Annotated in this window: 12 protein-coding genes; 5 read left to right on the forward strand and 7 right to left on the reverse strand. The window is 30.9% G+C overall.

Going from position 1 to position 12,615, the window contains the following annotated elements; all coding sequences use genetic code 11:
• Positions 1-9: 9 nt before the first annotated feature.
• Positions 10-366 (reverse strand): hypothetical protein, encoded by a 357-nt coding sequence (locus BMY86_RS11735; protein WP_091469627.1) that lies wholly within the window; start codon positions 364-366, stop codon positions 10-12.
• Positions 367-440: 74 nt separating this feature from the next.
• Here BMY86_RS11735 and BMY86_RS11740 point away from each other — a divergent pair, with 74 nt between their 5' ends.
• Positions 441-995 (forward strand): CvpA family protein, encoded by a 555-nt coding sequence (locus tag BMY86_RS11740; RefSeq protein ID WP_091469630.1) that lies wholly within the window; start codon positions 441-443, stop codon positions 993-995.
• 198 nt (positions 996-1,193) lie between these two features.
• Here the strand turns inward: BMY86_RS11740 and BMY86_RS11745 are convergent, their stop codons facing one another.
• Together BMY86_RS11745 and BMY86_RS11750 are read right to left on the reverse strand one after the other, a co-directional pair.
• On the reverse strand, positions 1,194-1,877 hold the full coding sequence (locus tag BMY86_RS11745) for a response regulator transcription factor (RefSeq protein WP_091469634.1): 684 nt from the start codon (positions 1,875-1,877) through the stop codon (positions 1,194-1,196).
• Positions 1,870-3,141: a sensor histidine kinase gene (locus BMY86_RS11750; RefSeq protein WP_091469638.1), complete on the reverse strand. Its 1,272-nt coding sequence runs from the start codon at positions 3,139-3,141 to the stop codon at positions 1,870-1,872. The genes BMY86_RS11745 and BMY86_RS11750 overlap by 8 nt, the downstream gene beginning before the upstream one ends.
• Before the next feature lie 273 nt (positions 3,142-3,414).
• On the opposite strand from BMY86_RS11750, the gene BMY86_RS11755 reads away from it, so the two are divergent.
• From BMY86_RS11755 to BMY86_RS11770, 4 genes are read left to right on the forward strand one after another with little or no spacing between them, the layout of a single operon-like run.
• Positions 3,415-3,885 carry a DUF1573 domain-containing protein gene (locus tag BMY86_RS11755; protein WP_091469640.1) on the forward strand — a complete coding sequence of 157 codons (471 nt, stop codon included), beginning with the start codon at positions 3,415-3,417 and terminating at the stop codon, positions 3,883-3,885.
• A 56-nt stretch (positions 3,886-3,941) separates the two neighbouring features.
• A complete protein-coding gene (locus BMY86_RS11760; protein ID WP_091469643.1) occupies positions 3,942-4,415 on the forward strand; it encodes a methylated-DNA--[protein]-cysteine S-methyltransferase in 474 nt (157 codons plus the stop codon).
• A 33-nt stretch (positions 4,416-4,448) separates the two neighbouring features.
• Complete coding sequence (locus BMY86_RS11765) at positions 4,449-5,606, forward strand: serine hydrolase domain-containing protein (protein ID WP_091469845.1); 1,158 nt, start codon at positions 4,449-4,451, stop codon at positions 5,604-5,606.
• Positions 5,607-5,627: 21 nt separating this feature from the next.
• Positions 5,628-6,341, forward strand: a complete 714-nt coding sequence (locus BMY86_RS11770) for a 3'-5' exonuclease (RefSeq protein ID WP_091469645.1) — start codon at positions 5,628-5,630, stop codon at positions 6,339-6,341.
• Positions 6,342-6,418: 77 nt separating this feature from the next.
• Here BMY86_RS11770 and BMY86_RS11775 read toward each other — a convergent pair whose 3' ends face one another.
• From BMY86_RS11775 to BMY86_RS11790, 4 genes are all read right to left on the reverse strand, one after another.
• A complete protein-coding gene (locus tag BMY86_RS11775; RefSeq protein WP_091469648.1) occupies positions 6,419-7,597 on the reverse strand; it encodes a hypothetical protein in 1,179 nt (392 codons plus the stop codon).
• 365 nt (positions 7,598-7,962) lie between these two features.
• Positions 7,963-9,201, reverse strand: a complete 1,239-nt coding sequence (locus BMY86_RS11780; RefSeq protein ID WP_091469651.1) for a LamG-like jellyroll fold domain-containing protein — start codon at positions 9,199-9,201, stop codon at positions 7,963-7,965.
• 232 nt (positions 9,202-9,433) lie between these two features.
• The gene (locus tag BMY86_RS11785; RefSeq protein WP_091469654.1) at positions 9,434-10,579 is read right to left on the reverse strand and encodes a cystathionine gamma-synthase; all 1,146 of its coding nucleotides are present in this window, start codon (positions 10,577-10,579) and stop codon (positions 9,434-9,436) included.
• Positions 10,580-10,601: 22 nt separating this feature from the next.
• Positions 10,602-12,386, reverse strand: a complete 1,785-nt coding sequence (locus BMY86_RS11790; RefSeq protein ID WP_091469656.1) for a tetratricopeptide repeat protein — start codon at positions 12,384-12,386, stop codon at positions 10,602-10,604.
• Between the last annotated feature and the right edge of the window lie 229 nt (positions 12,387-12,615).

Below are 12,615 nucleotides of genomic sequence, written 5' to 3' on the forward strand. Positions count from 1 at the left end.
CACTGAATACTAACTAATAATCTCTTTTTCTAAAAAATAACTCACAATCGCTTCTTTCATTAAAACCGATTGTTCACCAGCTTTTAAAGGCGGTAATTCTTTTACTACTTTATAATGTGGCCAACCTTCTTTGTCGAAAAATTCAAATTCATAATAACCATAAGGTTCTAATAATTTGCAAATAGCAATATGCATTAAGTTTACTTTTTCGTCTTTTTTGAAAGTGGTATTGATTTTACCTAATTCCTGAACGCCAATTAAATAAATAATCGCATCTAAATCCATTTCGTCTCCATCGGCAAACTTTTCAGATAAAAAAGTCACCACTTTTTCCCAGCGTTCTTTTAATTGTGTATCTCTAGACATTTCTGTTTTGTTTTTTGGCAAAGATAGTATTTGAGGATGGCTTTTTGTAGATTTGTTTTTAGAAAAATAGAATTATGGGATTTATCGATATTGTTTTTACAGCTTTACTAGGTTATGCTTTGTATAATGGTTTGAAAAATGGACTTTTTGTAGAAATTGCCTCTTTTGCCTCTTTAATCGTTGGAATTTTTGTGGCCATTAAGTTTTCTTATGTTGTTCGATTAGGGTTAGAAGATGTTTTAAAAACCAATCCGAAATACATTGAAATTATTGCTTTTGCAATTACTTTTTTATTGGTTGTTGTTGCCATTCATTTATTGGCGAAATTTTTCACAGGTTTGTTCAGTTTTGCACATTTAGGCTGGCTAAACAAGTTAGGCGGAGCGGTTTTTAGTTTGTTGAAAACCATTTTAATGTTAAGTGTGGTGATTAGTTTGTTTCAGAAAATCAACATTAATAATATCTTGGTAAAAGAAGAAACGTTGAACAATTCGGTTTTTTACAATCCTATTCAAAAAGTTTCTAAAATGATGTATCCTAGTATCGAAAAATGGTATGAGGAATTTAAGGAGAAAACGAAAGAAAAGCCAGAAAATGAACAAATTTCGGATTCAACTAGTGTTGAATGATTTAGCATGGATTGCAAAACCGCGCTAGCAGGTTTCGGATTCTACAAATGTTGATGAAAGTAATTAACCACAATGTTTGTCACGCTGAAAGCGTCTCAACTTAGTTTGCATGAGATCCTTTCAGGATGACAAACTGGGCGTTTAAACTTGATGGTTAGTTTAGTGTAATTTATTGGTGTGTATTGTTTTGTGTAATTTCTACTCACTCACCCATTTAAATCCAACTCTAGGAATATTTTCAATTGACAAACTCGGTGTTTCTTTAAAGATTTTTCGCAAACGAGATATAAAAACATCTAAACTTCTGCCTAAAAAGTAATCGTCAGATCCCCAAAGTTCCATTAGGATTTTTTCGCGTTTTAATACGGTATTCGGATTGTCTAAAAACAATTTTAGCAATTGGGCTTCGCGTTCTGTAAGTGTAGTTTTAGACGTTTCGTTTTTAATTAGAAAGTTTTCTGGTTCAAAAACAAAACCTGCAAACTCATATTTTTTGATTGTTTTTTCCGTGTTTTTCTGACTTCTATGTAAGAAGACTTCAATTTTTAAAATTAGTTCTTCAATAGAATAGGGTTTTACTAAATAATCATCGGCGCCCAATTTCAAACCTTTAATTCGGTCTTCTTTCATGGTTTTCGCTGATAAAAAAATAATCGGAATTTCCTGATTGCGCTTTCTAATTTCCGTTGCCAATTCGAATCCGTCCATTTCGGGCATCATAATATCAGTAACAACTATATCAAATTGGTTTTTACAAAATGTTTCCAAACCACTTTTTCCATTGGTACAATGCACCACATCAAAGTGTTGTTCTAAATTGTCGGAAGTTAAAAACGCTAATGTTTCTTCATCTTCAACGTATAAAACCTTTTTTTTATGCATAATCTTTCTGATTAATTTGAATGGTAACTGTTATTCCTTTATCGATATTATTTGCGATAGCAATTTTCCATTTATGTAATTCACATATTTTTTTTACATAAGACAATCCAATTCCGAAACCTTCAATATTGGTAATATCTTTTCTTGTAACTCTGAAAAATTTATCGAACACGAAAGGTAAATCTTTTGGCGGAATTCCGCAACCATTATCTTTTATTTCAATAAGAAGTTGTTTGTTTTTTTCATGAACATTAATTTCAATTTTCGGATTCGATTCACAATATTTAACCGAATTATCTACTAAATTGAATACAATATTATAAATATGAAATTCGTCGGCGTTGATTTTATAAGCTTTGTCCACATTTATATTGATGTCGATTTTCTTATCGTATTTTAATTTGATGTTGTCTTTTACCAAATCTAAAACCGGTTTTAATTCGAATTTCGATTTATCAATTAACATTTGCTTACTTTCCGTTTTGGCCACATATAAGATTTTTTCAATGTGTTCGTTCAGTTTATTGGTTTGATTGACAATAATTTGATTGTATTTAGAAAGCTTTGGGTTTTCTTTAATCTCGTTTTGCTGTTTCACATAATTAGACGCAATCAATATGGAAGCTAATGGCGTTTTAAATTCATGCGACATGTTATTGATGAAATCTTTTTGTAATTCGGTGTATTTTTTCTGTTTCAACATCAATAACACGGAATACACATAAATGATTAGTACTAAGAATAAAACAGACGTAAAGATCCAATACTGACTCAAGTTTTTGAAATAATTCTTTTCAATATCCGGAAAACGAATGGCAAAATAATAGGTGTATTCGGGTTGTTTGGTAAAACAAGTTGGACATTTAATAGGTTCTTTTGTTCCATTACTATTAATGTGATTGCTAAATGCCATTTGATCGGAAGAGCAATTGTAAATCGCATATTCAAAATCTAAATCCAGATTTTTTTTCTGAAATTCGGAAATCAAATAATGTTCTAAAATAGTATTTTCAAATTCGTAATTTACGTTAACCGTAAAATAGTTTTCTGAAATTCTTTCTACCTGATTAGAAACCAACAATCCGGTTTGGTTGTCTTTATATAATTTTTCTAATACGTCTTGTAAAGCAAAAAAGATTTTATCTTCAGTTTCTTTTTTAGCAATTTTTCGTGCATTACTAATAATAAATAATTGCATGATGATTACTCCAACAATTGCCAGAAATCCGATTACAATTACTATATTAAATCTTGAAAGTTTCATATTTGGTTTTACTCTTTTTTAATTATTCAATGTTATCGCTTTTAAATGATTCTTAGTTAGTTGAATTTTTTATACATTGCGATACCAATAAATTATATTTTGTTATTTTTAGTATTCTTGCTTTAAATTTTCAACGATATTATAACAATTTTTAAAGCGAAATGAATCATTAACAAGTCATTAACACAATAAATATAACTGATTAACAGCATTAAATAAAAAAATAAATACATTTGCTATATCAAAATTATAAACTTTAAAAACAAAATACTTATGAAAAATTTAAAATTACTAGCTTTTGCATTATTAGTATCATCTGCTTCTTTTGCACAATTAAAAGAGCCTAAAACTCCAGTTACAGGAACAATTACTCCAACTGCAGTTCAAACACCTCAAACTCCATCTCAATTAAAATGGGACAAAGAAGTTCATGAATTTGGTACTATCGAGCAAGGTAAACCAGTTTCTTATGAGTTTACATTTACAAATACATCAAACAAAGATATTACATTAACTGATGTAAAAGCGGCTTGTGGATGTACAGCAACTAACTATACAAAAACTGCTGTTAAACCAGGTGAAAAAGGTACAGTTACTGCAACTTATAACGCTGCAGCAGGTGGTGCTTTCCAAAAAACTGTTACTATTAGAACTAGTGAAGAAAATGCTGCTCCTAAAGTTTTAACTTTCAAAGGAACAGTTAAAGTAAATGAAGTTCCTGCTACAATTACTCCTGCAAAATAATTTAAAAAATTATTATATATTTAATCCCGATAAGGTTTACTTGTCGGGATTTTTTTATGGAAAAAATTGTAATAAATAGTCCGCTCGGATTTGTGCTAATTGAAGGAGATGAAACGGGAATTTCTAAAATTTCAATTACTTCAAATGAAATACTTTTGACAGAAACGATTCCTGATTTATTTACAGAAGTTGTTAAGCAAATGCATGAATATTTTGATGGAAACAGAACTGTTTTTACTTTCAAAATGAATCCAAAAGGCACCGAATTTCAAAAGAAAGTTTGGGAGGAATTACTAAAAATTCCATACGGGAAAACAGCTTCCTATCAAGAAATTACCAACCAATTGGGCGATCCTAAAGCGATTCGTGCGGTTGCTAATGCGAATGGTAAAAATCCACTTTGGATTGTGGTTCCTTGCCATCGTGTAATTGGTTCCGATGGTTCTTTAACAGGTTATGCTGGCGGATTATGGCGAAAAAAATGGTTGTTGAAGCATGAAAATCCCGTGAAACAACAAAGTTTGTTTTAAAAATTTCTTATCTTGCTATTAAATTCTTCTGCTATGAAATTGCTTTTAAAAATCTTCAAATGGTTTATCATTATCTTCAGTAGTATCATCATTTTGATGTATATTTTTGATGTCGATTATTTATTACGTGCCGTTAGAACTATATATTTTAAAGGGTACACTACTGCATTTTTAGAGGATTATAAAGAATTTCCAAATCGTACCATAAAAAAAGGCGTGGGTCAACCTTGGGCCATTTCAAAGGAATACAATTCTGTTCCATCAACGGAAACACTAAATAAAACACATAACGAATTACAAACAATTGCTTATTTAATCATCAAGAATGATAGTATTTGGCATGAAAGTTATTATGATGGTTTTGGTAAAGATTCAAAATCGAATTCGTTTTCTATTGCCAAAAGTGTGGTTTCTGCCGCTTTAGGTAAAGCCATTATGGAAGGAAAAATTAAAAGTTTAGATCAAAAAGTAACTGATTTTTTTCCTGAGCTAAAAGGTAAATTTGCGAAAGAAGTTACGGTTGGCGATTTATCTTCTATGGCTTCTGGTTTAAGTTGGGATGAAAAATATTATAGTCCGTTTTCTATAGTTACAAAAGCGTATTTTGATGATAATTTAAAAGACATCATTTTAGGATTAGACATAAAAGAAAAACCAGGTCAACACTTTAAATATTTAAGTGGTAACACTCAGTTGTTAGCCATGTGTATTGAAAAAGCTACAGGTAAATATTTGTCGGATTATGTTTCAGAAAGTTTTTGGCAACCAATGGGAGCTGAAAATGATGCCCTTTGGCAATTGGATGAAGCAGATACTGGAATTGAAAAAGCCTATTGTTGTATTGCCAGTAACGCAAGAGATTTTGCACGTTTTGGCAGATTGTACAAACAACACGGCAAATGGAACGGAAAACAAATTTTAGATAGTGCATTTGTGGCGAAATCCATTCAACCACGTTTTGCTGAAAGTCCAGAATATGGATACGGTTGGTGGCTGCACACAATTAAAGGAAAAAAGTTGTATTACATGCGTGGTCATTTAGGTCAGTTTGTAATTGTCATTCCGGAAGATGATTTAATTATTGTTCGATTGGGTCATTTAAAAGGATTGCAAACTAAAACCGATCCGCATAGTAACGATTTATATGTATATGTAGAAGAAGCGTATAAAATGCTCGAAAAAAAGAAATAATTATCAACCAATAAATTTAATATGTTAAACGCCATTCAATTAGAAAATATCTTGTTTTTAGATATTGAAACTGTACCTGAAGTCGAAAATTTTAATGAATTAGACGATGATTTTCAAGAATTATTTGCTTTAAAAACACAATACCAACGCAAAGACGAATTTACTCCTGAAGAGTTTTACGAAAGAGCTGGAATTTGGGCTGAGTTTGGAAAAATCATTTGTATTTCGGTTGGATTTTTCACCCAAAAAAGTGGGGAAAGACAATTTAGAGTTACCACATTTCAAGGAGATGAAGAACGATTGTTAATCGAATTTTCAAATTTAATTAATAATCATTTTAGTTTGCCACAACATTTATTATGTGGGCATAATGTAAAAGAATTCGATTTACCTTTTATTGCACGAAGAATGTTAATTCATGGAATCAAAATTCCAACCAAGTTGAATTTAATGGGTAAAAAACCTTGGGAAGTTCCTCATTTAGATACTCTAGAATTATGGAAATTTGGCGATTATAAACATTTTACATCTTTAAAATTATTAACAAAAGTATTGGGTGTTCCTTCGCCTAAAGACGATATAGATGGGAGTGAAGTTGCCAAAGTGTTTTACAAAGAAAAAGACATCGATAGAATCGCAACCTATTGCGAAAAAGATGTAATTGCTGTGGCCCAAATCATTTTGAAATTGCGTTTGCAGAAATTATTATCCGACGATGAGGTATTACGAGTATAAAAACAAAAAAGCTGTCCGCAAGGACAGCTTTTTCTAGAAATTAAATTTAAACTTTAAAATAAATTAATTATAGTATTTTACTTTATCAATTCAACGCTTAATGAAGTTCCTTCATACAAAGTTATTGGATCTCCAGCATCATAATAAAGAGTAATTGTATCGTTTGCAGCAAGTGTTACAATTTTTAATTTAGTAATGGTATCTAAATCGCCATTATAAGCACTTTTTAATACAGTTGAACCTGCAATTTTTGTATTGTTTTTTCTTAAATAAAAAGTATGATTTCCATTAGCACTACCTCTTGAAAAGTTTACAGTATAAATTATTTTATAATCTCCAGGTGTTACTACTTTAATACTTGTTGAAGCCATAGTTACACCAGAATTTGGTCCAGTTGTACCATACGTAACATCATTTCCAGCTGTTAAAGTACCATTAGTACTTCTGAAAAGTTCTCCGTATTTTTCTAATTGTGGATTCAATCTAATAATTAAATCATCAATAGTTTCCCAACTAGCTTTTCCATTAGCATCAGAACGTAAAATGTTTCCTTCACCTTGTCTTCCATCCACCATTTTAATGTTTCCAACAATATGTATTTTTTCATCTGGTGAAGATGTTCCAATACCTACTTTAGAATACGTGTCTGTAGTTCCTAAAACAATAGCATAATCTTGTGACGTTTTCGCTTGATAACCAATAGCTGTTGCATATTGTCCAGAAACTGCTGTTTGATTTCCAATCGCAATAGAATATGGAGAAGAAATTGCAGCATTATTTCCTAAAATCATAGCGTTGCTTACACCAGTCGTAATGCTTGAATTTGTTCCAAATGTAATGCTTGAATTTTTATCAAATTTTGCAACAGTACCATTGTTTACTTTTAATAATAAGTCTTGGTAGTTTGTAGTTCCAAGAAAATTTCCATTAGAAATTGCATTTCCACCTATTTTCCAATGATTAGACATTGATGAATCTTGAAATAAATGCCATTTAGTATCCCAAAAGTAAAAACCTGGAATTACATCTGAAATTGTTGCAGTATTGTAAACCAATAAACTTGTAACAGGATTAGTAATTGTAGTTACATCTGTAGTTGATGTTAAACTGATTCTTGGGATCAATAATCCTGAATTTGAACTGTTAATGTCTAATGCTGAAGATGCGTTAGGATTTGTAGTTCCAATACCTACTTGACTGTAAGAAAATTGTAATTGTATCGTAAAAATTACGATAGATAATAAGAGCTTTTTCATAATTGTGTTGTGTGGGTGCAAAATTACAACTTCATAACACACTGACAACCATTGTTTTGCTTACGGCATATCTTAAAAATTGTCAAATTATGTATTTGATAATAAATTTCGAGTATAATTGAGTATTCATTAAGGTTTTCCCTAAAAAATAAACAGGTACATAATTTAAAATTTTGTAAAATGTTATAAATGAACAAATTTGTTACGAATTGTTATATTATTTTTAAGATATATAACGAATTTTAATTTTTAAAGGAGATTTGTTCTGAGTTATAAATTAGTTAAGATAATTTTAACAATTTATCGAAAAGACATAAAAAAAACCCAGTGAATTACTGGGTTTTTAAATTTATCAGAATGTTTTGTTATTCTTTTATAAGTTTGAATGTTTTAGTAAATGCATTGTCAACAACAACCGAAACAAAGTAAATGCCATTTGGAGCATTTAAATTCAGTTCTAATTGAGCAATGTTTTCATTATTTCGTTCCATTATTACTTGTCCAGAAATATTTGTAACAGTAGTTTTTACAGAATTAAAATGTGATCCAAGATCTAAATTAATAATTCCATTTGAAGGATTTGGATATAATTTAATTTGATTGTTTAATTGGAAATCATCCGAAGCTAACACTACGTTTTGACAAGTTGAAGTTGCAATACAACCATTTTTATTTACAATTACTGCATAACTTCCATCTACTGCAGGTGTAAAAGCTTGACTTGTTGCTCCACCAACTGGAGTGTTAGCATTATTACAGTCGACCCATTGATAAGTGGCGCCTGCTTCATTAGCAGTTAAAGTATTACCACTAGCAGAAACTGAAGCGTCAATTGTGCTTAAAGTTAATGTTGGACCAGCAATATAATTTGAAGTACTTCCCACAAAATTAAAGTTAGCTAATGTACCAGTATTGTTATTACCAGAATAATCTAAAGTAGTTGTATTAGTAGTGTTATTACCACCAGGAATTCCGTTGTTAAATTTATAATAACCAATTAAACCAGTTTGTGTAGCACAATATTCAGTATTCATATTTGCAGCAATTTCTGCTCCTGTTTTAGCTACATTCCAAACTTTTACTTCATCTATGGAACCTAAAAAAAAGTTTATATTATCAACGCGTCTAGCTACAGCAAATTTTACAGTTGTACCAGTACTGATTGTAGAAGTAGAAAAATTTCCTTGAACATCTAATACACCATCAACATAAATGGCAACTTTATTAGTAGCGCTCGGATTGTAAACAGCAGCCACATGATGCCATAAACCATTGTTTACTACAATGTTTCCATTTACACCACTTCCTCCAACTTCTAATCTTAATTTTCCTCCAAATAATACATTGAAAGTAAAACGTGCTCCAGTTGCATTTGCACCCCAATCGCAAATTACGTTTTGCACTCCGCCTGTTCCAGGATCAGTATTAGCAGTTGTTTTAATCCAAGCTTCAATAGTTCTAGCATTGTTTCCAGCTACAGCGCCAAAATTTGTTGTAACAGCATCATTTACTCCATCAAAATGTAAAGCGCTTTGTGCTTGAGTAAAAAATGGGAATAATGTAACACCTAATAAAAGGCTTCTAAAAAATAATTTTTTTTTCATAATTGTGTGTTTTTTTAGTATTAGTTGAAGCCGAAAATATTAAAAATTAGGTTTTTTGAATCATTATTGAAGTTTTTACACTTTTTTTGTGGTTTTAGTGAAAAATGTTGTTATAATTATATAAAATATGTAATAAAATTGTTTGTTTTATATAAAATAATGAAATTTTATCAGAATTACTCAAAAAAAAAACCCAGCATATTGCTGGGTTTTTTTTTATAATTTTTTGTTCTTATTGAAAAGCTTGTTCTAAGTCAGCTAATAAATCTGAAATATCTTCAACACCAACACTCAAACGAACTAAATCATCTGTAATTCCAATTTCTTTACGTTTGTCTTCCGGAATTGAAGCGTGCGTCATTAAAGCTGGATGATTTGCTAAAGATTCTACACCACCTAAAGATTCTGCTAAAGTGAATACTTTTACTTTTTCCAACATTTTAATAGCATCTGCTTTTGCACCTGATTTAAAAGTGAATGAAACCATTCCGCCAAAACCACCAATCATTTGTTTTTTAGCAATGTCATGATTTGGATGATTTTCTAATCCCGGATAATATACTTTATCCACTTTTGGATGATTTACTAAATATTCAGCAACTTTAGCGCCGTTTTCACAATGTCTTTGAACACGTAAATGTAAGGTTTTGATCCCTCTTAAAACTAAGTAACTGTCCATTGGTCCTAATGTTCCACCTGTTGCGAATTGAGCAAAATGTAATTTTTCACCTAATGCTTCATCTTTTACAATTAATGCACCAGCAATAACATCACTGTGTCCGCCTAAATATTTAGTAGCCGAATGCATAACAATATCTGCACCTAAATCTAATGGTTTTTGTAAATAAGGAGTTGCAAATGTGTTGTCAACTGCAAAAAGTAAGTTGTGTTTTTTAGTGATTTTTGCTATTTCAGCAATATCCGCTAATTTCATTAATGGATTGGTTGGAGTTTCTACCCAAACTAACTTTGTATTGGCATTAATTAACGATTCGAATTTCGCATAATCAGTCATTTCTACAAAGTGAAACTTGATTCCGTATTCTTGATAAATTCTTGCAAACATTCTGTACGTTCCACCGTATAAATCGTCCATAGCAATAACTTCATCGCCAGGCTTTAATAATTTCATAACCGAATCCGTTGCCGCTAATCCAGAAGCAAATGCTAAACCTCTTGTTCCGTTTTCAATACTTGCTAACGCTTGTTCTAAAGCTGTACGTGTTGGATTGGCAGCTCTACTGTATTCATATTCGTTTAAAGGTACACCTGGACTCGTTTGTACAAATGTAGAAGTTTGATATACTGGTGGCATTACCGCTCCTGTACTTGGATCGTGATGCTGATTTCCGTGAATTACTTTGGTATTGAATTTCATATTCTAATTATATATTAATCTTTTATATTCCTTGTTGTTTGTCGCCTCGCAATTGACGATATTGTTTTCGAGCTTCTGTAAAATAAATACTATCCGGATGTTCGAGTACTATTTTTTCGTATAAATTTTTGGCTTTTTCAGGGTCGTTGAGTTGTTTGTTATAAATCTCAGCCGAATAAAATAAAGCTTCGTCTATATAAATTCCATCTTTATGGTTATCTAAAATGTTTTGATAGTAGCTAATTGCTTTGGCAAAATTACCTAATTTCTCGTAATTTCTACCCACTTTATACAAAGTTCCTGCTTCAATACTTTCACCTTTGTGTTTCACTAAAATCTGCAAGAAAGCTTCTAATGCTTCAGCGGGTTTGTTTTGATATTCTAATAGATCAGCTTTGGAATAATCTTGCAAAGCCACTTTTAAAGAATCTTCAGCTTCATTGTCGCTAATCAATAAAAATAATTCTACCGCATCATTTGCTATTAATTGTGTAGATGCTTGTTTCAATTCACTAGCTTGTTTTTTTGCCCAATCGAAATCCTTTTTAAAAAAACTGGTTTTAGCCATTCGCATACTTGCCTCGTGAGAAAACTCATCGTTTGGTAAATCATTCTGAATTTGAGCATAGTAAATAATCGCCTGATTGAATTTTTCATTAAACACAAAAACATCAGCCATCTCCATTTTTACTTTCGCTTTATTGCGCACATTTAAAGGCATAGCTAACATTTTATCTAAAAGGGCTTTAGATTTTTCAAAGTCATTTAAATAAAACGCTTTAAAATGTGCCGCTAAAATTTGTAAATCGACCGAAAATGGAGAATCTCCATATTGATTTAAAAGGGTATCGAATTTACTTTGAATTAAAGGATAATTTTCTGGTTTCGAATTGGCTATTTCGTTTTTCAATAAAAAGTATTCGGCATTTAAAATAGTAGCTTCGTCTGTTGTGTTTTGTAAAATAAACTGAAAAATAGCTTGAGCCGTTTCATTATCTTTTTCGTTTACACAAATTTGAGCCAATTGAATAATATCGTCAAACGATTCTGGATTTCTTTTATAAATCGATTTTTCCTGAATGAACGCTTTATTGTATTCTTTCTGATTAACATACAACCAGCTTAAAAATTGATTCCAATAAATATCTTGATTTTTCTGTGTTCTAAGTAATAGTTCTTTTTTTAAGGAAGCTACAAAAATATTTTCAACATCATCTTGCATGAAAAACAACAACTGATTTTGAACATTCATGGTCGCATTTTGATTCGAATAAGCATGATCCAACAACTTTACAACCATTACATCTAAATTTCCCATTTGACCTTGTAGTAATGCCATTTGGTAATCGAAATTTAATCCAGAATTTCCTTTCTGACCAATTTCATAGGTTGTATAGGCTTGTTGTAATAATGATTTTTGTTCGAATGCTTGTCCGATTTGATACGCGTAGTTGGGCTGACTTTGAACTACTTCATATGCTTTTTTGTAATACGAATCAGCTTTAGCTTGATCTTTTTGCAATTGCGCGTTATAACCTAATTCTACAAAAAAGTTAGGTTGGTTGAACTTTTCTTTTCTGCTTAATAATAATTTTTCGGCTTTATCAAATTGTTTTAAATTTTGATAACAGCTGGCTAATTTTTGTGTGAAATAAAAATTTCCGGGTTGTTTTTTCTCTATCTCTTCATACAAAGATGTGGCTTTGTCAAATTCGCCTTTGTCAAAGTAATTCTGCGCTAATTGTTCGTTTTGTGCCAAACCAATTAGCGAGATAAAGAAAAACAGATATGTGAATAGTTTATTCATATTTATAAGCCACTAAATTAACAAAAATTAGCCAACTCGATGCAAGGTTAGTAAATATTTAAGAGTTATGGGTTTTTTACAACGTTTGTCACTCTGAAAGAGTCTCAATTTGGTTTGTTTGAGATGCTTTAACTTCGTTGAATCTTCGATTTCAGCATGACAAACGTTGTGGCTTTATTCTATTGTAAAAACAAAAAAGCAACTCCTAAAAGTTGCTTTTTTTATTGTT

The organism is Flavobacterium urocaniciphilum, assembly GCF_900110615.1.
GTDB lineage: Bacteria > Bacteroidota > Bacteroidia > Flavobacteriales > Flavobacteriaceae > Flavobacterium > Flavobacterium urocaniciphilum.

Bases quoted from the DNA above. Each gene is read 5' to 3' on its own strand.
- BMY86_RS11735 (WP_091469627.1), bottom strand. From the start codon at position 366: ATGTCTAGAGATACACAATTAAAAGAACGCTGGGAAAAAGTGGTGACT.
- BMY86_RS11740 (WP_091469630.1), top strand. From the start codon at position 441: ATGGGATTTATCGATATTGTTTTTACAGCTTTACTAGGTTATGCTTTG.
- BMY86_RS11745 (WP_091469634.1), bottom strand. From the start codon at position 1,877: ATGCATAAAAAAAAGGTTTTATACGTTGAAGATGAAGAAACATTAGCG.
- BMY86_RS11750 (WP_091469638.1), bottom strand. From the start codon at position 3,141: ATGAAACTTTCAAGATTTAATATAGTAATTGTAATCGGATTTCTGGCA.
- BMY86_RS11755 (WP_091469640.1), top strand. From the start codon at position 3,415: ATGAAAAATTTAAAATTACTAGCTTTTGCATTATTAGTATCATCTGCT.
- BMY86_RS11760 (WP_091469643.1), top strand. From the start codon at position 3,942: ATGGAAAAAATTGTAATAAATAGTCCGCTCGGATTTGTGCTAATTGAA.
- BMY86_RS11765 (WP_091469845.1), top strand. From the start codon at position 4,449: ATGAAATTGCTTTTAAAAATCTTCAAATGGTTTATCATTATCTTCAGT.
- BMY86_RS11770 (WP_091469645.1), top strand. From the start codon at position 5,628: ATGTTAAACGCCATTCAATTAGAAAATATCTTGTTTTTAGATATTGAA.
- BMY86_RS11775 (WP_091469648.1), bottom strand. From the start codon at position 7,597: ATGAAAAAGCTCTTATTATCTATCGTAATTTTTACGATACAATTACAA.
- BMY86_RS11780 (WP_091469651.1), bottom strand. From the start codon at position 9,201: ATGAAAAAAAAATTATTTTTTAGAAGCCTTTTATTAGGTGTTACATTA.
- BMY86_RS11785 (WP_091469654.1), bottom strand. From the start codon at position 10,579: ATGAAATTCAATACCAAAGTAATTCACGGAAATCAGCATCACGATCCA.
- BMY86_RS11790 (WP_091469656.1), bottom strand. From the start codon at position 12,386: ATGAATAAACTATTCACATATCTGTTTTTCTTTATCTCGCTAATTGGT.